Annotated in this window: 19 protein-coding genes; 11 read left to right on the top strand and 8 right to left on the bottom strand. The window is 59.7% G+C overall.

Annotation, left to right across the window (positions count from 1 at the left end; all coding sequences use genetic code 11):
* Nucleotides 1-185: 185 nt before the first annotated feature.
* A complete protein-coding gene (dinB, locus tag BFW87_RS05435; RefSeq protein WP_078738929.1) occupies nt 186-1,244 on the top strand; it encodes a DNA polymerase IV in 1,059 nt (352 codons plus the stop codon).
* Nucleotides 1,245-1,366: 122 nt separating this feature from the next.
* Here dinB and BFW87_RS05430 read toward each other — a convergent pair whose 3' ends face one another.
* The 4 genes from BFW87_RS05430 to BFW87_RS05415 all read right to left on the bottom strand — a co-directional run bounded on the left by BFW87_RS05430 (nt 1,367) and on the right by BFW87_RS05415 (nt 6,135).
* Nucleotides 1,367-2,329, bottom strand: a complete 963-nt coding sequence (locus tag BFW87_RS05430; protein ID WP_078738928.1) for a hypothetical protein — start codon at nt 2,327-2,329, stop codon at nt 1,367-1,369.
* Nucleotides 2,330-2,350: 21 nt separating this feature from the next.
* Nucleotides 2,351-4,066 (bottom strand): proline--tRNA ligase, encoded by a 1,716-nt coding sequence (locus tag BFW87_RS05425; RefSeq protein ID WP_078738927.1) that lies wholly within the window; start codon nt 4,064-4,066, stop codon nt 2,351-2,353.
* A 178-nt stretch (nt 4,067-4,244) separates the two neighbouring features.
* Nucleotides 4,245-5,777, bottom strand: coding sequence for an AmpG family muropeptide MFS transporter (locus BFW87_RS05420; protein ID WP_078738926.1), 1,533 nt, complete (start codon nt 5,775-5,777; stop codon nt 4,245-4,247).
* Between the two features lie 43 nt (nt 5,778-5,820).
* A complete protein-coding gene (locus BFW87_RS05415) occupies nt 5,821-6,135 on the bottom strand; it encodes an MGMT family protein (protein WP_439848377.1) in 315 nt (104 codons plus the stop codon).
* 202 nt (nt 6,136-6,337) lie between these two features.
* Here BFW87_RS05415 and BFW87_RS05410 point away from each other — a divergent pair, with 202 nt between their 5' ends.
* From BFW87_RS05410 to groL, 5 genes are all read left to right on the top strand, one after another.
* Nucleotides 6,338-7,345 carry a DUF481 domain-containing protein gene (locus tag BFW87_RS05410; protein ID WP_078738924.1) on the top strand — a complete coding sequence of 336 codons (1,008 nt, stop codon included), beginning with the start codon at nt 6,338-6,340 and terminating at the stop codon, nt 7,343-7,345.
* Nucleotides 7,346-7,461: 116 nt separating this feature from the next.
* On the top strand, nt 7,462-8,178 hold the full coding sequence (locus tag BFW87_RS05405) for a HugZ family protein (protein ID WP_078738923.1): 717 nt from the start codon (nt 7,462-7,464) through the stop codon (nt 8,176-8,178).
* 81 nt (nt 8,179-8,259) lie between these two features.
* Nucleotides 8,260-8,736, top strand: a complete 477-nt coding sequence (locus BFW87_RS05400; protein WP_078738922.1) for an FxsA family protein — start codon at nt 8,260-8,262, stop codon at nt 8,734-8,736.
* Nucleotides 8,737-8,983: 247 nt separating this feature from the next.
* A complete protein-coding gene (locus tag BFW87_RS05395) occupies nt 8,984-9,280 on the top strand; it encodes a co-chaperone GroES (protein WP_003175874.1) in 297 nt (98 codons plus the stop codon).
* Between the two features lie 50 nt (nt 9,281-9,330).
* A complete protein-coding gene (gene groL, locus BFW87_RS05390) occupies nt 9,331-10,977 on the top strand; it encodes a chaperonin GroEL (protein ID WP_078738921.1) in 1,647 nt (548 codons plus the stop codon).
* A gap of 75 nt (nt 10,978-11,052) precedes the next feature.
* On the opposite strand, the gene BFW87_RS05385 is transcribed toward groL, so the two are convergent.
* From BFW87_RS05385 to BFW87_RS05370, 4 genes are all read right to left on the bottom strand, one after another.
* Nucleotides 11,053-11,430, bottom strand: coding sequence for a hypothetical protein (locus tag BFW87_RS05385; RefSeq protein WP_254865852.1), 378 nt, complete (start codon nt 11,428-11,430; stop codon nt 11,053-11,055).
* Nucleotides 11,431-11,662: 232 nt separating this feature from the next.
* Nucleotides 11,663-12,961, bottom strand: coding sequence for a sensor histidine kinase (locus tag BFW87_RS05380; RefSeq protein WP_078738920.1), 1,299 nt, complete (start codon nt 12,959-12,961; stop codon nt 11,663-11,665).
* Nucleotides 12,951-13,649: a response regulator transcription factor gene (locus BFW87_RS05375; protein ID WP_078739004.1), complete on the bottom strand. Its 699-nt coding sequence runs from the start codon at nt 13,647-13,649 to the stop codon at nt 12,951-12,953. The genes BFW87_RS05380 and BFW87_RS05375 overlap by 11 nt, the downstream gene beginning before the upstream one ends.
* A 78-nt stretch (nt 13,650-13,727) precedes the next feature.
* Nucleotides 13,728-15,677: an LTA synthase family protein gene (locus BFW87_RS05370; protein WP_078738919.1), complete on the bottom strand. Its 1,950-nt coding sequence runs from the start codon at nt 15,675-15,677 to the stop codon at nt 13,728-13,730.
* Nucleotides 15,678-15,878: 201 nt separating this feature from the next.
* Here BFW87_RS05370 and colR point away from each other — a divergent pair, with 201 nt between their 5' ends.
* The 5 genes from colR to BFW87_RS05345 all read left to right on the top strand — a co-directional run bounded on the left by colR (nt 15,879) and on the right by BFW87_RS05345 (nt 19,649).
* On the top strand, nt 15,879-16,562 hold the full coding sequence (colR, locus tag BFW87_RS05365; protein WP_003175870.1) for a two-component system response regulator ColR: 684 nt from the start codon (nt 15,879-15,881) through the stop codon (nt 16,560-16,562).
* Nucleotides 16,552-17,832 carry a sensor histidine kinase gene (locus BFW87_RS05360; protein WP_078738918.1) on the top strand — a complete coding sequence of 427 codons (1,281 nt, stop codon included), beginning with the start codon at nt 16,552-16,554 and terminating at the stop codon, nt 17,830-17,832. Before colR ends, BFW87_RS05360 begins: the two co-directional genes overlap by 11 nt.
* A 188-nt stretch (nt 17,833-18,020) precedes the next feature.
* Complete coding sequence (locus BFW87_RS05355; RefSeq protein ID WP_078738917.1) at nt 18,021-18,701, top strand: class I SAM-dependent methyltransferase; 681 nt, start codon at nt 18,021-18,023, stop codon at nt 18,699-18,701.
* Between the two features lie 4 nt (nt 18,702-18,705).
* Nucleotides 18,706-19,425: a lipopolysaccharide kinase InaA family protein gene (locus BFW87_RS05350; protein WP_078738916.1), complete on the top strand. Its 720-nt coding sequence runs from the start codon at nt 18,706-18,708 to the stop codon at nt 19,423-19,425.
* The gene (locus BFW87_RS05345; RefSeq protein ID WP_078738915.1) at nt 19,422-19,649 is read left to right on the top strand and encodes a hypothetical protein; all 228 of its coding nucleotides are present in this window, start codon (nt 19,422-19,424) and stop codon (nt 19,647-19,649) included. The genes BFW87_RS05350 and BFW87_RS05345 overlap by 4 nt, the downstream gene beginning before the upstream one ends.
* Nucleotides 19,650-19,896: the final 247 nt, after the last annotated feature.

Below are 19,896 nucleotides of genomic sequence, written 5' to 3'. Positions count from 1 at the left end.
GCTTGAAAAGAGCGCCGAGCCAGTCGGGCCGAGGGTTTCAGCTCTATCGGGATGCCAATTTCGATTGAGAAAATAAATTCATCGCTGAATCTTCCTACCGCTTACGCGGAAGATTCAAACTACTGGTGCTATATACAGGGGTGAATGCGATACTGGCCGTCCGTTGGTTTACACCCTCTGTTTATATGACGCAGCGCAAAATCATCCACGTCGACTGTGACTGTTTCTACGCCGCCATCGAGATGCGTGATGACCCGAGCCTGGCGCAAAAGCCTTTAGCGGTGGGTGGTTCGGCGGATCGGCGCGGGGTGATCGCCACCTGTAACTACGAAGCGCGGGCGTATGGCGTGCGCTCGGCCATGTCATCGCGCCACGCCTTGAAGCTGTGCCCGGACCTGACCATCGTCAAGCCGCGCATGGATGCCTATAAAGAAGCGTCGAAAGAAATCCAGACGATATTTCGCGATTACACCGATTTGATCGAGCCGCTGTCGCTGGACGAAGCTTTTCTCGACGTTTCGGACAGCCCGCATTTTGGCGGCAGTGCCACGCGCATCGCTCAGGACATCCGCCGCCGTGTTTCCAACCAACTGCATATCACCGTGTCTGCAGGTGTGGCGCCAAACAAGTTCCTGGCCAAGATCGCCAGTGACTGGAAAAAACCCAACGGCCTGTTTGTGATTACCCCGGACCAGGTCGAAGATTTTGTTTCCCAACTGCGCGTGAGCAAGTTGCACGGCGTGGGTAAAGTGACTGCAGACAAGCTGGCGCGGCTGGGTATTGAAGACTGCCTGCAGCTGCGTGAGTGGAACAAGCTGGCGCTGGTGCGCGAATTCGGCAGTTTTGGCGAGCGGCTTTGGAGCCTGGCCCGTGGGATTGATGACCGCCCAGTGCAAAACGACAGCCGTCGGCAATCGATCAGTGTGGAAAATACCTACGACGTGGACCTGCCGGATCTTTCAAGTTGTTTGGCGAAACTGCCGGAACTGATGGAAACCCTGGCCGGGCGCATGGCGCGCATCGACAGCAGTTACCGCGCGGGCAAGCCGTTTGTGAAGGTGAAGTTTCATGACTTTACCCAGACGACGTTGGAGCAGGCCGGGGCAGGGCGGGATCTGGAGAGTTATCAACAGCTGCTGACGCAGGCGTTTAATCGCGGGGGCAAACCGGTGCGGCTATTAGGCATTGGCGTGAGGCTACTCGACCTCAGCAGCGGCAATGAACAGCTCCAATTTCCCTGGTAAACACCGGGTCAAACCTGTGGGAGCTGGCTTGCCTGCGATGACTGTGTGTCAGCCTCTACAAATGCAAGCTGACCCACCGCTATCGCAGGCAAGCCAGCTCCCACATTTAGACATTCATCTGATCAGGGGGCTTGGCGTGCGCCAGGATCCGCGACCAACCGTCCTGCATCCTTGGTCAGCGCTTGCAGAAACTCCTGCTGCAACTCCGGATCATTACGCGTCAGTTCGATCAAACTTTGTTCCAGCTCGCTGGCCTCTTCTTCCAGGCCCAACTCCGACAGACGCTTGACCCGGTGCACCCACTGGTTCACCTCGTCATCTTCCAGGTCGTCATAGATCAGGCCATGGGCTTCCAGCAACTTGCCGCGCAGGGTGTTGCTGATCGCCAGGGTCGAGTCCGAATGCACGTCGTCCTGGCCATCTTCCACGCTGATTTTCAGGGTGGTGATGCGATTCAGATCGTGCTCGGCAAAGGGGCTGTCCAACAGGTTCAGGCGCAGCACGCCGTTACGGTCGGTGGTCAGGTCAAAGGTTTGTTTGCCGGCAGTGACCTGCACCGGGCGCTCGCTCCAGGGCAGGCTCGAATACTCCGTGCGCTTGTCGCGCTGGACTTCATCGATGCCCGCCAGGTTTTGTTGCGCACGGCCGTGGCTTTGCACGTTCATGAATGGGTTGATGCCGTCCACGCCGTAGCTCAGCCAGTCACGTGTCATGCTGGTGGGCAAGTTGCCGAGGGCAAAAATGTTGGCCACGTTTGCCCCCGCGCCCGCCACGAGGGCGACCGCTCCCAGGGGCATCTCATAGAGTTTGCGCCAGGGCTGATAGGGGGTGTAACGATCGTAACGGCGGGTGACTTCGAACTCGGTGACCTCAAAGGTCTTCTGCTCGTGAATGCGCACCCGGCGTTGCGGCAGTTCCAGCACTTTGGGTTCGCCTACATCAATCTGCAGGCTGTGGTCGAGCAACTTACGCTCGACCCGCTCCTCGTGCTCACTGCGTTGCGACATCTGGTTGGCGCAGCCACTGACCAGCAGGGCGCCGCACAAGGCGGCGCCCCCCAGGGCTCTGGTGTTTCGCTTGAACATGACTTCTCTTGATCTGGTTTTTCAGCGACGAATACGCGCCTGAAGGAAAGACAGCACGTCAGCCACCGGCAACGGTTGGGCTTCGGCTTCGGTCCGGCTCTTGTATTCCAGATTGCCATCAGCCAGGCCGCGGTCACTGACCACGATCCGGTGCGGGATGCCAATCAGTTCCATGTCGGCGAACTTGATGCCCGGGCTGGTTTTCTTGTCCCGGTCATCGAGCAACACTTCAAAGCCGGCCGCCGTCAGTTCGGCGTACAGCTTGTCGGTGGCTTCGCGCACTTGCTCGTTGTCGTAGCGCAGCGGTACCAGCGCGATCTGGAACGGCGCCAGGGCGTCACTCCAGATGATGCCTTTCTCGTCGTTGTTCTGCTCGATGGCAGCTGCAACCACGCGGGAAACACCGATGCCGTAGCAGCCCATGTCCAGGGTGATCGGCTTGCCGTTCTCGCCCAGCACTTCGCACTTCATCGCCTTGCTGTACTTGTTGCCCAGCTGGAAGATGTGCCCGACTTCGATGCCGCGCTTGATTTCCAGGGTGCCCTTGCCATCCGGGCTTGGGTCACCGGCCACCACGTTGCGCAGGTCGGCAACGGTCGGAACCGGCAGATCACGCTCCCAGTTCACGCCAAAGTAGTGTTTGTCGTCGATGTTCGCACCGATACCGAAGTCGCTCATCAGCTCGACCGAACGGTCGATGATGATCGGCAAAGGCAGGTTCAGCGGGCCGAGGGAACCGGCACCGGCGCCAATGGCGTCGCGCAGTTCGGCATCGGTGGCCATGACCAGCGGGCTGGCGACGCCAGGTTGCTGGGCGGCTTTGATTTCGTTGAGTTCGTGGTCGCCACGGATCACCAGGGCGATCAGCTTGCCTTCTTCTTCGGCGCGCACGATCAGGGTCTTGATGGTCTTTTCAATCGGCAGATTGAATTTTTCCACCAGGGCCGCGATGGTCTTGGTCTCTGGTGTGTCCACCAGGCGCAGCTCTTCAGCCGGTGCGGCGCGGGAAGTTTCCCGTGGCACGGCTTCGGCTTTTTCGATGTTCGCTGCGTAGTCGGAACCGTTGCTGAACACGATGTCGTCTTCGCCGGACTCGGCCAATACGTGGAATTCGTGGGAGCCGGCGCCGCCGATGGAGCCGTTGTCCGCTTCAACCGGGCGGAATTTCAGGCCCAGCCGCGTGAACACGTTGCAGTAGGCCTGGTGCATGCGGTCGTAAGTGACCTGCAGGGACGCCTGATCAGCGTGGAACGAATAGGCGTCCTTCATGATGAATTCGCGGCCGCGCATCAAACCGAAGCGTGGGCGGATCTCGTCACGGAATTTGGTCTGGATCTGATACAGGTTCAGCGGCAGCTGCTTATAGCTGCTCAGCTCGTTGCGCATCAGGTCGGTGATCACTTCTTCGTGGGTCGGGCCGGCGCAGAAATCGCGGCCATGACGGTCCTTGAAGCGCAGCAACTCAGGGCCGTACTCTTCCCAGCGCCCGGATTCCCGCCACAGTTCAGCCGGTTGGGTGCTCGGCATCAACACTTCGAGAGAGCCGGCGGCGTTCATTTCTTCACGAACGATGGCTTCGACCTTGCGCATCACCTTCAAGCCCATGGGCAGCCAGGTGTACAGGCCCGAGGCCAGCTTGCGGATCATACCGGCGCGCAGCATCAGCTGATGGCTGATCACGACCGCGTCGGAAGGCGTTTCTTTCTGTGTGGCGAGCAAATATTGACTGGTGCGCATGGTAGGCCGTTGTCGGTTGCTTGAACTTGAAATGACTCTGGATTGTACGGGCGTGGGCTGCCGGAGTACAGGCATCAGAATGCAGAGGGGTCTGTGGGAGCTGGCTTGCCTGCGATAGCGGCGTTGGATTCACCATCGCTATCGCAGGCAAGCCAGCTCCCACATTGACCGCGTCGGATCAGTCCTCGGCGGGTGGGTTCAACTTCGCCCGCCGATTCTCCTGAAACCAATGCAACGCAATCAGCAGCAACGTCGGCACACCCAGCATGCAGGTAATCAGGAAGAAGTTGTGGTAGCCGAACTTCTCCACCATCACCCCCGAATAGCCGCCGATCAAACGTGGCAGCAACAGCATGATCGAGCTGAGCAGCGCATATTGGGTCGCGGAGAACTTGAGGTTGGTCAGGCTCGACAAGTAGGCGACAAACGCCGACGTCGCAAGGCCCGAGCTGAAGTTATCCAGGGAAATGGTGAAGATCAGCATCTGCAGATCCGGCCCCATGTCGGCCAGCATCACGAACAACAGGTTGGTTGCCGCCGAAGCCACGCCGCCGATAAACAGGATCGGCAGAATGCCGAAGCGCACGATCAGCAAGCCGCCCATGCCCGCGCCGAGCAGGGTCATGATCAGGCCGAAGATCTTGCTGACCCCGGCAATCTGGTCCTTGGTAAAGCCCTGGTCGATGTAGAACACGTTGGCCATCACGCCCATCACCGTGTCGGACATGCGATAGGTGGCGATCAGCCCAAGCAGCAACAACGCCTGCCAGCGGTAGCGCAGGATAAAGTCGTTGACCGGTGTGAGCACTGGCGCCAAACCGCGGCGGCCCATGGCGGACAGGCACAGCGTGGTCAGGATGATATAGAGGATGGCGCGCAGGAACGCGCGGTCTTCCATCAGCAGTTCCCACAGGCTGACACCGTGGAACAGCACGCTGGCAAAATCAGTGTTGTACAGCTGGGTGAACATCGCCGGTACTGACACCAGCAACACGATCAGCACAAATACCGAGACCAGTTGGTGCGCAAAGCTGTAGCGCCCGGCCTGCAACTGGGTGCGCAGTGGCACATTGGGTTCGCGCATGAACAGGGTGGTCAGCAGTGCGGGAATCATCAGCACGCCGAACAGCACGTAGGTGCCGGTCCACGCCGAATGCTTATAGTTGAAGCCCGTCGAACCGAAGCCTTCGGCAAAAAACAGCGCGCCGGCGGTCGCGAGCAGGGCGGCGATGCGATAACCGGACATATAGCTGGCGGCGAGGGCGGCCTGGCGGCTGTCGTCGGCAATTTCCAGGCGGTAAGCGTCTACCGCGATGTCTTGGGTGGCCGAAGCGAACGCGACGATGACGGCAATGGCGATCAGCCAGGACAGGTGCTTTTGCGGGTCGCAAAAGCCCATGCCGATCAACCCGAGGATCACCAGCGTCTGGGCAAGCACCAGCCAGGAGCGACGACGCCCCAGTTTACCGAGCAGCGGCAGGCGCCATTGGTCGAGCAGCGGCGACCAGACCCATTTAAAGGCGTAGGCCAGGCCGATCAAGCTCGCATAGCCGATGGTCTCGCGGGCCACACCGGCCTCACGCAGCCACACGGAAAGCGTCGAGAACACCAACATGTAAGGCAAGCCGGCGGCGAAACCGAGCAACAACAGTACTAACGTCGAGGGGCTGGCATAGGCGGCGAGCGCGGCGCGCCAGGTTTTACGGGGCATGGGCTGGAGTCTGCCTCAGATTTGCGGAAACAAAGCGCGCACTCTAACCGCTGTGCTCTACCGGGCGCCAGCCATGGCGCTGAATATCAACGCGATTGTTCAGGATACTGACACCTTCGCTGCGTAAACGCGCACGTTGCTCGTCGCCGGAGGCACTGCCCACCGGCAGACTTATCCGACCACCGGCACCCAGCACGCGGTGCCAGGGCAGCTTTGTGTCGTCCGGCAACTGGCTCAATGTGCGCCCGACCCAGCGGGCTGCGCGACCCAGCCCTGCCAGGTGCGCCAATTCGCCGTAACTTACCACGCACCCTTCAGGCACTTGCGCCAGGGTCAGGTAAAGCGCCGTACGGCGCATTTCGGCGGGGCTTTGCGGGGGTTCGGCGGGTTGAATCACTGTGGGCACATCCGTTGAGATCGTCGGCATTTTTGTCAGAAACGTCTGTAAATATCGCGGCGAGTACTGAACTGAATACAAATACCTGAGTCAGTCCTTGCTAAGACGTTATCTAACACGATAATGCCGCCTTTTTTGTCAAACTTGAGCCCCGAACTTGCTTATGTTGTCCAGAACCCTGCTGTGCCTTGCTGTTTTCAGTGCCTCCACGCCCTTGCTGGCCGACACCGTCTGGTTGAAGAACGGCGATCGCCTGACCGGCAAGATCAAGGTCTTCGACGGCGGTAAACTGCTGATCCAGACCGACTACGCCGGGGCCATTCCGGTGGACTGGAAGCAGGTCAAAACCCTGGAAAGCGACCAGGAGTTGCTGGTCAAGCAGGACGCCTACACCGGTGAGAAAGCCAAATCGCTGAAAGCGGCGGATGATGGCAAGGTGGTGCTGGCCAACGGCGAGGCGCCCAAGACGGTTGAACTGGCAAGCATCCAGCAGATCCTCAAACCCAAACCTGTGATCGAAGACCTGGTGTGGAAGGGCAACGTTGACCTGGCGCTGGACTACAAACGCGCCGACAAAGACACCAACGATTACGACGTCGACTTCAAGACCACCGCCCGTCACGGCCAGTGGCGCCACACCGCTCAAGGCGAATACAACCGTGAGTTCCAGGATGACGTGACCACCACAGACAACTGGGCGCTGGAATATGACCTGGACCGCTTCATCACCGAACACTGGTTCTGGCAAGGCCGCCTGACTTACAAGCGTGACAAGGTCGAAGACCTGTCCCGTCAGCGTACCGTGGGTACCGGCCCAGGCTACCAGTTCTGGGATGATGAGCTCGGCGCGTTCTCCCTCGGCTCGCTGGTTAACCGCACCGATTACGAATATGCCGATGGCGGCAAGGACAACTTCTATTCCCTGGCCATGAAGTGGAACTACAACCGCTACCTGGTGGGCAAGACCGTGGAGTTCTTCACCAATGGTGAAGTGGGCAAGCCCCTCGACGGGCCGGCCGCCTACTCCCTGGATGCGGAGATGGGCCTGCGTTACAAAGTCACCGAATGGGCGTCGCTCAACCTCAAGGCCGAGCGCGACATTATCAGTGGCGACTCGCAAAGCAGCCTGAGCAAGACCCGTTACACCGCAGGCTTTGGCGTGGCCTGGTAATAAGGCCTGGCAAAACCTGCCGGACGGCCTCTGGCAACCTGCGCGGATATTGATTACCTTGTGTTGAGATCCATTCCCATATGGTTTGGGCGGCCCGATATCCGAGGAGTCATACGTTGAGCGCGCACGTTGCCAAGAACGCCCGAGAGCTGTTGCTCAAGGAATACCGTGGGGCCCTCTCCACACTGTCCAAAGCCATGCCCGGCTTTCCCTTTGGCTCGGTCGTGCCGTACTGCCTGGACGCGCAGGGCAAGCCGATCATCCTGATCAGCCGCATCGCCCAGCACACCCATAACCTGCAAAAAGACCCCAAGTGCTCGCTGCTGGTGGGTGAGCGTGAGGCCGATGACGTGCAAGCGGTGGGGCGCCTGACTTACCTGGCCGAAGCCGAGAAAATCGAAGATGAAGCTGCCATTGAAACAGCAGCCGAGCGTTATTACCGTTACTTCCCGGACTCGGCCAATTATCACAAGGCCCACGATTTTGATTTCTGGGTGCTCAAGCCGGTACGTCACCGCTATATCGGCGGCTTCGGCGCGATTCACTGGGTTGACCAACTGACCCTCGCCAACCCATTCGCGGGCAAGGCCGAGCGCAGCATGATCGAACACATGAACAGCGATCACACCAAGGCCATCGCCCATTACGTCGAACTCAGCGGTTTGCCGACCACCGAGCCTGCGCAGCTGGCCGGTATCGACAGCGAAGGCATGCACTTGCGTATAGGCCAATCCTTATATTGGTTGCCGTTTGCAGAGCCTTGCAACAATCCGACACAAGTGCGCGAAGCCCTGGTTTCATTGGCTCACGCCGAGGTCTGGCCGAAAAAATAACCCGCCAACGCTTGAATTCACGAAATGGCGACGTCATCTAAGGTGGACTGGCAAGGCATTCTTGCGTTGAGGAACCATTTGATGCGCCCTTTTTTATTGCTCTTTCTGCTATTCCCGGTGTTGGAGCTGTTCGTATTCGTACAAGTCAGCAGCGCGATCGGGTTTTTCCCGGCCCTGTTGCTGATCATTCTCGGCTCGATGCTTGGCGTTCTGGTGCTGCGCGTCGCCGGTCTGGCCACGGCGCTGCGTGCCCGTGAAAGCCTGAATCGCGGTGAGCTGCCGGCTCAGACCATGCTGGAAGGCCTGATGATGGCCCTGGCCGGTGGTCTGTTGATCCTGCCGGGCTTTATCAGCGACGTGGTCGGCCTGATCATGTTGCTGCCGGTGACCCGCAAGCTGCTGGCCGGCAAGATGCGCCAGCGCGCCGAAGAGGCTGCGATTCGTCAGCGTGCGTTCGCCGACGACCTGCAACCCCGTGGCGGCCCGGCTCCGCGCCAGCCGCTGGGGCGTGAAGGTGATGTGATCGAAGGCGAGTTCGAGCACCGCGACAGCAAATAACCGCTTCAATGGCACGGCACCTCAGGGTGCCGTGCCTTTTTCAGCCGTTGGCAGACACAAAAAATTTCCGCCATGGCCCCTTGTAATAAGCTTATGCGCCCTTATGTAACGGTCACCGCAAGGTTTCTGGTGGCGACACCAGACAGACTTCCGCGACTTGCTCTGCGAGCCGCGACCGGCACAGCCGGAAGACAACCCGCCGGTACCGATACCGGCCGATGAAAAACACAATTAGGAGAGATCGACAATGAGCAAGCTTCGTCCTCTGCACGACCGCGTCGTAATCCGTCGCAGCGAAGAAGAAAAGAAAACCGCTGGCGGTATCGTTCTGCCAGGTTCGGCTGCTGAAAAAGCCAACCACGGTGTGATCGTCGCTGCAGGCCCAGGCAAGACTCTGGAAAACGGTGATGTGCGTGCGCTGGCCGTTAAAGTCGGTGACAAGGTTGTATTCGGCCCTTACTCCGGCAGCAACACTGTGAAAGTTGATGGCGAAGACCTGCTGGTTATGGCTGAGAACGAGATTCTCGCCGTTCTGGAAGACTGATTTCCCCGCTCATTTTCCCGTTACTCCAAAGTATTTAAGGATTATCGATCATGGCTGCTAAAGAAGTTAAATTCGGCGATTCCGCCCGCAAGAAAATGCTCACCGGTGTCAACATCCTGGCTGACGCAGTAAAAGCGACCCTGGGCCCTAAAGGCCGTAACGTGATCATCGAGAAGAGCTTCGGCGCTCCGACCATCACCAAGGACGGCGTTTCCGTCGCCAAAGAAATCGAACTGGAAGACCGTTTCGAAAACATGGGCGCGCAGCTGGTCAAAGACGTTGCCTCCCGTGCCAACGATGACGCAGGCGACGGCACCACCACCGCTACTGTTCTGGCTCAAGCCATCGTCAACGAAGGCTACAAAGCCGTCGCTGCCGGCATGAACCCGATGGACCTCAAGCGCGGCATCGACAAGGCGACCATCGCCATTGTTGCCGAGCTGAAAAACCTGTCCAAACCATGCGCTGACACCAAGGCAATCGCTCAGGTAGGCACCATCTCCGCCAACTCCGACAGCTCCATCGGCGACATCATTGCCGAAGCCATGGAAAAAGTCGGTAAAGAAGGCGTGATCACCGTTGAAGAAGGCACTGGCCTGGAAAACGAACTGTCGGTTGTAGAAGGCATGCAGTTCGACCGTGGCTACCTGTCCCCGTACTTCGTCAACAAGCCGGAAACCATGGTTGCCGAGCTGGACAGCCCGCTGATCCTGCTGGTCGACAAAAAGATCTCCAACATCCGCGAAATGCTGCCAGTACTGGAAGCCGTTGCCAAAGCCGGCCGCCCACTGCTGATCGTTTCCGAAGACGTTGAAGGCGAAGCTCTGGCGACGCTGGTTGTGAACAACATGCGTGGCATCGTTAAAGTCGCAGCCGTCAAGGCTCCAGGCTTCGGCGACCGTCGCAAGGCCATGCTGCAGGACATCGCTGTTCTGACCGGCGGTACCGTTATCTCCGAAGAGATCGGCCTGAGCCTGGAAAGCGCTACCCTGGAAAACCTGGGCAGTGCCAAGCGCGTGACCATCTCCAAAGAAAACACCATCATCGTTGACGGTGCTGGCGTAGAAGCTGACATCCAGGCGCGCATCACCCAGATCCGTGCCCAGGTTGCTGAAACTTCGTCCGACTACGACCGTGAAAAACTGCAAGAGCGTCTGGCCAAGCTGTCCGGCGGCGTTGCAGTGATCAAGGTTGGCGCTGGTTCCGAAGTTGAAATGAAAGAGAAGAAAGCCCGCGTTGAAGACGCCCTGCACGCAACCCGCGCAGCCGTTGAAGAGGGCGTGGTACCTGGCGGTGGCGTAGCACTGATCCGTGCTCTGGAAGCCCTGACCAACCTGACCGGCGACAACGCTGACCAGAACGTGGGTATCGCTGTACTGCGTCGCGCAGTAGAAGCACCGCTGCGCCAGATCGCTGCCAACTCCGGCGACGAGCCAAGCGTTGTGGTCAACGAAGTCAAGAACGGCAAAGGTAACTACGGTTACAACGCTGCGACTGGCGTCTACGGCGACATGATCGAAATGGGCATCCTGGACCCTACCAAGGTAACCCGTTCCGCGCTGCAAGCCGCAGCTTCCATCGGCGGTCTGATCCTGACCACCGAAGCAGCCATTGCCGACAAGCCGAAGGCTGAAGGCGCTGGCGGCGGCGGTATGCCAGACATGGGCGGCATGGGTGGCATGGGCGGCATGATGTAAGCCAGCCTTACCCGGCACTTAAAAAACCCCGCCTGCAGTGATGCAGGCGGGGTTTTTTTATGGGGGTTCAAACGTTCAGCCGATTGAGCGGCGGCGCAGCAACTTCTTGAAGGTCATGCCGCGCGCCAGGGTTAATCCGGCAGCCGGCATAAGTGCCAGGGGTTGCGGTGCAACAGTTTGGTTGAGTGGGCGAGGGACAGGCAGGTGCGCGAGTTTTTCAGAGCAGGCGCGCCTGGGACGCTCCCAATTGCCGGCCACCACGATACCCAGCCGTTTCAAGGTGCTGGCGTAGTAGTCCTGGGCGTTGACCTTGATGGCAGGGTGGTCACCGCATTGGGTGGGCAGCAAAGGCGCCACCGGGTTAAGGGCGCACGCCTGGCCAGCGAGCAACGCGCTGGCTGCGATGCACAGCGACAACATCAGCCGTGGCAAAGGCTTTTTCGGGGTACGCATGAATGGGCTCTCCAACCTTAAATTCTGGTGCGCAGGTTACGAGAGATGGGAATGCCTCACTGTCACAGGCTGTAACATTGTGGCGAGCGGGCTTGCCCCGCGTTGGAGTGCGAAGCGCTCCCAATTAAAGCGGCGCGGTGCAACAGATGATTCGCGTCGTCAGGTTTTAGGGCCGCTTCGCAGCCCAGCGCGGGGCAAGCCCGCTCGCCACGGGTTGTTCGTTGCCTTAAGACTACAAAGGCCGCAGTGGCAGAATCAGGCTCATGCGTGCACCGCCCAGCGGGCTGCGGGTCACCGACAGTTCGCCGCGATGCCATTGGGTCGCGCGTTTGGCCAGCGCCAGGCCGAGGCCGAAGCCACCGGGCTCGTCACCGCCCATGGAAAGCCGCACAAAGGGCTCGAAGATTTTTTCGCGGTTTTCCGCCAGTACGCCGGGGCCGTCGTCGTCCACATGCAACACCAAATGGTGCTCGCCCTGGTAGGCCGCGCTGACGCACACCTGGTCGCGGGCGTAGGTGATGGCGTTGCTCAGCAGGTTGCGCACAATCAGGTGCAGCAAGGCACGGTCGCCGATCAGTGCGAGGTCCGCAGGTTCGGTCTCCAGGCTAAGTTGCCGATGGTGCCCGTCCAGCAAGGCAAACTCCTGGTGCAGCCAGTCACGCAGGATAATCGTCTCATGCTGCAGATCGGTGGGCGCGCTGGCCAGGCGAGCAAACGCCAGGCTGGCGCGCACCAGAGCTTCGAGTTCTTCGACGTCGGTTTGCAAGCGTTCCTGCAGGCGCGTGCGGGTGGGCGGGTCGTCGCTTTTGCCCAGCAGCGTCAAGGCGAACCGCATGCGCGCCAGCGGCGTGCGCAGTTCGTGGGACACGGCCTGGGAAACTTCGCGATGACGGTCGTTCATGGCGCTGATGTCCTGGGCGTGCTGTTGCAGAGTCAACAGTAGCGGCGTCCATTCCTTGCCCATGGCCGGCAGCATGGCATTGGGTGAGCGTGCCAGCGTGGCCAGGCAAGCGTTGATCGCGGCCAGTTCGGTGCGCCGCCGACGGCGTGAACGTGAACCGAGCCACAGCAACATCACCAGCGGCAGGCTCGCGACGCCTGCGGTCACCCAGTAAACGGGCATTTGCATCAGGTCTTTGGCGGCGGCCGTTCCCCACATTGGCCCGAACTGGATCAGCGTGTTGGCGTCCAGCGGGAAATAGGTGGTGTCCTCGTCACTGTTCTGCGCCGGTTGCTGATGCTTGAGCATCACCAACGCCTCGGGTGGCAGTTCGAGGTCATCCATCGACACCAGCTTCAGTGGGTACTGAAAGCGTGCACGCAGCGCATCCATACGCGCTTCGCGCTTTTCGGCGGGCAGGGCTTTGATCTCTTCGGCCACCAGGTACGCCGGCCCGGCCATCAAGCGCAAAAAGCTGTAGTCGCCGATGTACACCGCCGCGTTGGCGCACAGCCACAGCAGATAAAACGTCACGGCGGCCCAGCTTGTACCCGCCACGGCTGCCATCCAGGGGCGCACTTTAGTCAGCATGCGAGGTGCCCTGGGGGATTTCGACAAACAGATAGCCCTGGGCCGTGATGGTCTGGATAGTCACCGGGCATTCCAGGCTCATCAGTTTTTTGCGCAGGCGCGAGACGCGCATATCCACGGAGCGGTTAAGGCCGTCGTACTCCAGGCCGCGCAAGCTTTGCAGGAGTTTTTCCCGGGTCAGCAATACGCCGCAATGGCGGGCGAAGATCGCGAGCAACTCGAACTCGGCCACCGAGAACTGCAAAGGCGTGTCGTTGAGCCAGGCGAAATGACTGTTTAGGTCCAGCCGAAACCCGCCCCATTGGTAAGACGCGCGTGGCGCTTGCGGGTGACGGCGCAGCAACGAGCGAATGCGCGCCAGCAACAGCAGCGGGTCGACGGGCTTGACCACGTAATCGTCCGCCCCGACGTCGAACCCGGTCAGTTGTTCGGCATTTTCATCCAGCGCAGTCATCATCAGGATCAGCCCGGGGTAGCTGTCGCGAATCTGCCGGCACAGGGTGAAGCCGTCGATGCCCGGCAGCATCACGTCCAGAATCAGCAGCGCGGGTTGTTCGTCGTGAATGCGTTGGGCCGCGCGGTCGCCGCGGTGCTCCACCGCAACGGTGAAACCTTCGGCGCGCAGGAACTCGGCCGTCAGCGCGGCCAGCGGGCGATCATCTTCAATCAGCAGCAGGGTATTGGACATGAACAGGGCGTCGTCGCCGGAGAATGGGCGCAAGTGTTACGCCCTTGCCCTGGGGTAGGCAAGGGCAAGGGCCTACCTTCAGCGTACGCCAATCACCGGCGCCGCTTCCTTCGGGGCTTTCCAGCTCAGCAACTGCTGTTTGAACCCATAGCTGGCGGCCTGGTAGTAGGTGATTGCACGCAGGATCAACGGGTCATCGCTGCCCACGCGTAACTCCTGGCTTTCGGCCAGTGCCTGGTCGTGGCGGCGCAGGCCCTGGCGCGGGCTGAGAATTGCCAGGTCCTTGCCGTCGAACAACCCCAGGTGCTGGTAGTTGCCGACGACCACGCGCGGTGGTAACGGGTTGTCTTGCAAGAGGTTGCGGCCAAAGAAGGTCGATTCGTAGCTCAGGTTAATCAGGCCGAGCAAGGTCGGCGCCAGGTCGATCTGACTGGCCAGCTGCGCGGTTTCCCGGGCATCGATCATCTTCGGCGCATAGATGAACAGCGGGATCTGGTAGTTGGTGATGGGCAGGTCTTCCTTGCCCGCGCTGCCGGCGGTGTGGTCGGCGACGAACACAAAGATCGTGTTGTCGAACCAGGGTTTGTGACGCGCCGCCTCAAGGAACTCGCCAATGGCATGGTCGGTGTACTTCACCGCGCCGTCGCGGCCATTGCCGGATTTGATATCAATGCGCCCGTCCGGGTAGGTGTAGGGGCGATGGTTGGAGGTGGTCATCAGTTGCAGCAAAAACGGCTGCTGCTTGGCGTAGTCGGCATCGGCCAGTTTCAGGGTCTGGCGGTACAGGTCTTCGTCGGCCATGCCCCAGGCGTTTTTGAAGGAGATTTCGGTTTCAGGCACGCTGCTCTGGTCGACGACGCGATAGCCGTTGCCGCTGAAAAACGCGTTCATATTGTCGAAGTAACCGCGCCCGCCATAGACGAACACGCTGTCGTAGCCGATGGCGGTGAGTTGTTGACCGAGGCTGGCGAAACCGCTTTCACGGCCGATACGCTTGACGATCGAGCGCCCGGGCGTGGGTGGAATCGCCAGGGTGATCGCTTCCAGGCCACGGTCGGTGCGGGTGCCGGTGGCGTAGAAATTATTGAAGTACAGGCTTTGTTTGCGCAAGGCATCGAGGTTGGGCGTGAGGTCTCGCCCGTCGCCGTTGCTGCCCATGTATTTGGCGCTGAAGCTTTCGATGGTCACCAGCACGATGTTGGGTTTGCGAAGCGTGCCCGGGTTGTCGATGGCGCGACGGATATCCAGCGGGTCCTTGCCGATAAAGCGTGCGTTGGGTTCGCTGAGCTCTGCGCGCAGTTGTTTGGCGACCACGTCGGCGGGCAGGCTTTGGTAAAACTGGGTGTAGTCCAGTTCATTGTTACGGAACGCGGCAAAAAACTGATACGGGCCGTTGTTTGCCAGCTCGTTCTTATAGGCATTACCGCCTTGGGCTCGCGGGCTGTCCTGGCTGATCAGTTGCAGGCTGAGGCCGGCGACTACCAAGAGGCTGACGGCATTGAGCAAGCGGCCGCGCAGTGGCGGGAGCGGGGCGCTCATCGCAGCGTTGAACGGTTTACGCAGGACCACACTCAACACAATCGCGAGCATCGCCAACAGACTGAGCAGCTTGCCGATCGGGTAAGACTCCAGCACGTTGTTCAGCACTTCATCGGAATACACCAGGTAGTCGACGGCGATAAAGTTGAAGCGCACGCCGAACTCATCCCAGAACAGCCATTCGGCCACCGAAGTAAACAGCATGGCGAACAGGCTGACGGTCAGTACCGCCTGCAAAAACCAGCGATGGCCCCGGCGGCGCCACAGGGCGGGCGGGCAGAGCAGGAGGTACAGGCCCAGCGGCAGGGCGGCGTAGGCCAAAAAGCCCAAGTCGTAGAGCAGACCCACGCCAAACACCGGCAGCAGGTTGCCACCGACTTCGTCCAGGTGCGTGATGAGCAGCACACTGCGCGTGAGCAGGAAAATTACCAGCCAGGCACCGGTCACCAACAGCAAATAGCGCGCAGGCGCCGTTTTGAGAAACCCCATGTCCATGTTCCTTATATCGATGGGCGGCGATCTTCGCCCTGACACTGTAGTCAGTTTGTGAAGCTATAGTGAAAATCTCGTTCAGCCTGACAATTGGTTGAAAACCTTTATAGGCGGCCGTCTCAGGTCTATCCCTGAGCCCCACTTGGCCTTAAGCTGCGCGAGCCAACACGGCCGTTACCGCGTACGGAGACACTGCCCATGCGAATTCTACTGGTTGAAGACAACCGCGATATTCTGGCCAACCTGGCCGATTACCTGGGGCTAAAAGGCTACACCGTGGACTGTGCGCAGGACGGTTTGTCGGGCCTGCACCTGGCCGCCACCGAACATTACGACTTGATCGTGCTCGACATCATGCTTCCGGGCATCGATGGCTACACCCTGTGCAAACGTCTGCGCGAAGACGCGCGCCGCGACACGCCGGTGATCATGCTCACCGCGCGCGACCAGTTGGATGACCGGCTGCAGGGCTTTAAGTCGGGTGCCGATGATTACCTGCTCAAACCGTTTGCCTTGTCGGAGCTGGCTGCGCGCATTGAAGCCGTGCTGCGCCGTGCCCAAGGCGGCGGGCGTCGTGCGCTGCAAGTCGGCGACCTGAGCTACGACCTCGACACCCTCGAAGTGACCCGCGAAGGGCGCCTGCTCAAACTCAACCCGGTTGGCCTCAAGCTGCTGGCCGTGTTGATGCAGAAAAGCCCGCACGTGCTGCGCCGGGAAATTCTCGAAGAAGCCTTGTGGGGCGATGACTGCCCGGACAGCGACAGCCTGCGCAGCCACGTCCACCAACTGCGCCAAGTGATCGATAAACCGTTCGCCAAACCGTTGCTGCAAACGGTGCACGGCGTGGGTTATCGCCTGGCTGAGGGGCGTGATGGAGTTTAAGCAAAGCCTTGCCCAACGGATCATCATCGCGTTTGCCTTGATGAGTGCGTTGGTGGCGGGGGCATTCGCCATGGGCATCGTCGCGACCGTGCACCTGGTGGAAGAGAAACTGATCTCGGCGGGCCTGGGCGGTGACTTGCAGCGCTTGCTGCTGATGGACAGCGTCGAGGACTGGAACCACCGACCCGAGCCGGATCAACTGTTCTATTTCAGCGGCGGCCCCGGGGATTTCGAGCTGCCCAAGGATTTGCGGCACCTGGAACCCGGCTTTCATGAGGTGTTCCGCGAGGCGCTGTCGTACCATGCCATGGTCGAAGTGGTGGATGGCCGACGGTACGTGCTGCTGCAAGACCAGAGCGATTTCGAAGAGCGCGAGCGCGTGCTGTTTGCGGTCGTACTGGTTGGCTTCGTGTTGAGCCTGGCGCTGGCGGTGTTTCTCGGCTGGGTACTGGCGCGCAAAGTGATGGCGCCAGTGGTGCGTCTGGCTCGCCAGGTGCGGCACCGCGACCAATTGCTTGGCCTGGCCCCGCCCCTGGCGCCGGATTACGCGGCTGATGAAGTCGGCGAGTTGGCCGTGGCCTTTGACGCCACCTTGGGCCGTTTGCGCCAGGCGTTGTCCCGCGAGCAAATGTTCACCAGCGACGTCAGCCATGAATTGCGCACGCCCCTGATGGTGCTGGCCAGCTCGTGCGAGCTGTTGCTGGAAAACCCGGCGATCGATCAGCGTGGCCGCAACCAGGTGCTGCGCATTGCCCGTGCCTGCGAAGAAATGCGTGAGCTGGTGCAGACCTTCCTCATGCTGGCGCGCGCCAAGCACGACGATTCGGCCATGTCGCCGCAGGTCAGCCTGACTCAGGTCGCCGAGGACTTACTCGGCATCTGGCGTGATCCTATTGAGCAAAAAGGCCTGGAATTGAGCTATCAGCCGGGCAACCCGCTGGATACGCGCTACAACACCACCTTCCTGCACGCGGTGATGGGCAACCTGTTGCGCAATGCCCTGCATTACACCGAGCAGGGGTTTATCCGCCTGACTCTGGAACCCAGCGGTTTTGTGGTGGAAGACTCCGGCGTCGGCATTCCGGAAGACAAACGCGAAGCGATGTTCGAGCCCTTCGTACGTGGCAGTGAAAAGCGCGGTGATGGCCTGGGCCTGGGATTGTCGCTGGTGCAGCGCATCTGTGAAAGCCAGGGCTGGAGCGTCAGCTTGAGCACCATGGAGCCTAACGGCTGCCGCTTTCATGTTGAGTTAAGCCAGGTCAAGCCCTGACCGTTCGCCTTGCCGCTATCCTGCCAAGGGTCGCGGCAATTCGGCGAAGATGGCCCCATGCCATCTCTTGTGTCTGTAAAGTCTTGAAATGTATGAGATTGGACAGGACAAGTTTTTCACAACGGGTTGACCTGTTGATCACAGTTGGCTGCTTAAGGTTGTAGGCATCAGCTACTGGAGATCCGTTGATGTCTACCCCGACCAAGCTCGAATTTTCTGAAAAGTACGACGACCGGCATGCGCAGAAATATTTGCGCAAGCATCAGGATAATCTGGCTCGCCGGTTGTCCCACAAACGCGACGAGCAACTGGCGCGCGGTGCACTGGCTATGGCCGGTGAGCCAGGCCTGGTGCTGGATCTTCCTTGTGGGGCAGGGCGTTTCTGGCCGTTGTTGGCCGAGAAGCCCAACCGTGTGATCATCGGTGCCGACAATTCGGAGTCGATGTTGAAAGTCGCTACAGGCGCTCAACCCGCAGACGTGGTGAAACGGGTACGCCCCTTGCACACCTCTGCCTTTGATATCGATTTGCCAGATAACTCGGTCGACAGTATTTTCTGTATGCGCTTGATGCACCATATTGGCGATCCGGAAAACAGGCTGGCGATACTGCGGGAGTTTCAGCGTGTTAGCCGCGACAGCGTGATTATTTCGCTGTGGGTCGATGGCAATTTCAAGGCCTGGAAACGCAAGCGCGCCGAAGTGAAGCGTCGCAAAAAAGGTGAGCAGGAAGGTTACCAAAACCGGTTTGTGTTACCGGCTGCTACTGTTGAGGCAGAGTTCGAGCAGGCCGGTTTTCGTGTTCAGGAATCTCTGGACTTCATACCGCTCTACGCCATGTGGCGAGTGTATGTATTGCGTAAGAGGTAACAGGATGGCAGTTGAGTGCGTAGTAGGCAGTCATGTAGCTCCCGAAGAACGATTTGATTTTTTCTGGCGTCTGCAGGGTGAGTGGGTCGAGGAGCCTAACCGTCGACGCGGCGGTGAAAGCGGTGTGCAACGCGTGACAAGTCCAAATGGCCGTTTGCTCTACAGCAAACGCCAGACCGGGCATATCTACCGCAGTTGGCTGCACCCGTTTGGGCGTCCGACCGTGTTGCGTGAGCGCGATGCGCTCAAGGGCCTGCGTTTGCTGAATGTGCGTGTGCCGGAGATGGTGTTCTGCGAGGCACGTCGCGACCCGGAGCATCAGTGGAAAGCCTTGCTGGTGACCGCGTCGCTCGATGGTTTCGACGAAATCGAAAACTGGTACGCCGCCGGTGGCCGCGAACGGTTTGGCGAAGCGGTGCATGAGCGCTTGCTCAAGGAAATGGCTGAGACCCTGGCGCGTATGCACAAGGGGCGTTGGCAGCATGGTTGCCTGTACATCAAGCACGTCTTTGTACGGGTGACTGGCGAAGGCGACTCGGCGACTGTGGAAGTGGCGCTGCTGGATTTTGAGAAGTGCCGCCAGCGCCTGACCGCTTATCGGGCGGCCTCCCACGATATGCTGCAATTGCGCCGCCATTCGTCGTTCAACGATACCGACTGGAAAAAACTCAGCTACTTTTACGAGACGGCGTTTGGCAGCGCTATCAAGGGTTTAACCAGATGAAGCTAGAAATAGCACGAGGTTTGTTCCTGGTCGGGGCGTTGGGCATTGCAGCCTTGGCTCTGGTCGCTTGGGAACTGCCTCGCACACAGGTCCTTCATGCAGTGCAAGGCGGTGGGCAATGCCCGCTGCCACGCGTTGCGAAGGTGAGTGTGGCGGCGAAACCTGATCATGAGTTGTTGCTGTTCATGTTCGGGATGTCTCAGGGCATGAGGCCGCAGAGTTGAATCGATTCAAAAAAACGGGAAGGGCCTTGCGATGTGAGGCCCTTTTTTTTGCTTTGGTTTTGGTGGGGGGGTATATCCGTTGGTTGGGTGATGGCTTGGATTGGTTCCGCCCTTACGGCGGGTCACTTTTGAAAAGAGCCCAAAAGTAACCAAAAGGCTCTTGCCCCAACACTCGGCACCTCGCTTAGGCTCGGTGTGCCCTCACTCCGGCTTGAATCCGTGGGCCGCCGCGATGGGCCATCCTTGG

It is taken from the genome of Pseudomonas fluorescens (assembly GCF_002022275.1).
Lineage (GTDB): Bacteria > Pseudomonadota > Gammaproteobacteria > Pseudomonadales > Pseudomonadaceae > Aquipseudomonas > Aquipseudomonas fluorescens_AJ.
The sequence above is the reverse complement of the archived record's forward strand: the minus strand, read 5'-3'. Positions and strand labels throughout refer to the sequence as shown.

Bases quoted from the DNA above. Each gene is read 5' to 3' on its own strand.
- dinB (WP_078738929.1), top strand. From the start codon at position 186: ATGACGCAGCGCAAAATCATCCACGTCGACTGTGACTGTTTCTACGCC.
- BFW87_RS05430 (WP_078738928.1), bottom strand. From the start codon at position 2,329: ATGTTCAAGCGAAACACCAGAGCCCTGGGGGGCGCCGCCTTGTGCGGC.
- BFW87_RS05425 (WP_078738927.1), bottom strand. From the start codon at position 4,066: ATGCGCACCAGTCAATATTTGCTCGCCACACAGAAAGAAACGCCTTCC.
- BFW87_RS05420 (WP_078738926.1), bottom strand. From the start codon at position 5,777: ATGCCCCGTAAAACCTGGCGCGCCGCGCTCGCCGCCTATGCCAGCCCC.
- BFW87_RS05415 (WP_439848377.1), bottom strand. From the start codon at position 6,135: ATGCGCCGTACGGCGCTTTACCTGACCCTGGCGCAAGTGCCTGAAGGG.
- BFW87_RS05410 (WP_078738924.1), top strand. From the start codon at position 6,338: ATGTTGTCCAGAACCCTGCTGTGCCTTGCTGTTTTCAGTGCCTCCACG.
- BFW87_RS05400 (WP_078738922.1), top strand. From the start codon at position 8,260: ATGCGCCCTTTTTTATTGCTCTTTCTGCTATTCCCGGTGTTGGAGCTG.
- BFW87_RS05395 (WP_003175874.1), top strand. From the start codon at position 8,984: ATGAGCAAGCTTCGTCCTCTGCACGACCGCGTCGTAATCCGTCGCAGC.
- groL (WP_078738921.1), top strand. From the start codon at position 9,331: ATGGCTGCTAAAGAAGTTAAATTCGGCGATTCCGCCCGCAAGAAAATG.
- BFW87_RS05385 (WP_254865852.1), bottom strand. From the start codon at position 11,430: ATGCGTACCCCGAAAAAGCCTTTGCCACGGCTGATGTTGTCGCTGTGC.
- BFW87_RS05380 (WP_078738920.1), bottom strand. From the start codon at position 12,961: ATGCTGACTAAAGTGCGCCCCTGGATGGCAGCCGTGGCGGGTACAAGC.
- BFW87_RS05375 (WP_078739004.1), bottom strand. From the start codon at position 13,649: ATGTCCAATACCCTGCTGCTGATTGAAGATGATCGCCCGCTGGCCGCG.
- BFW87_RS05370 (WP_078738919.1), bottom strand. From the start codon at position 15,677: ATGGGGTTTCTCAAAACGGCGCCTGCGCGCTATTTGCTGTTGGTGACC.
- colR (WP_003175870.1), top strand. From the start codon at position 15,879: ATGCGAATTCTACTGGTTGAAGACAACCGCGATATTCTGGCCAACCTG.
- BFW87_RS05360 (WP_078738918.1), top strand. From the start codon at position 16,552: ATGGAGTTTAAGCAAAGCCTTGCCCAACGGATCATCATCGCGTTTGCC.
- BFW87_RS05355 (WP_078738917.1), top strand. From the start codon at position 18,021: ATGTCTACCCCGACCAAGCTCGAATTTTCTGAAAAGTACGACGACCGG.
- BFW87_RS05350 (WP_078738916.1), top strand. From the start codon at position 18,706: ATGGCAGTTGAGTGCGTAGTAGGCAGTCATGTAGCTCCCGAAGAACGA.
- BFW87_RS05345 (WP_078738915.1), top strand. From the start codon at position 19,422: ATGAAGCTAGAAATAGCACGAGGTTTGTTCCTGGTCGGGGCGTTGGGC.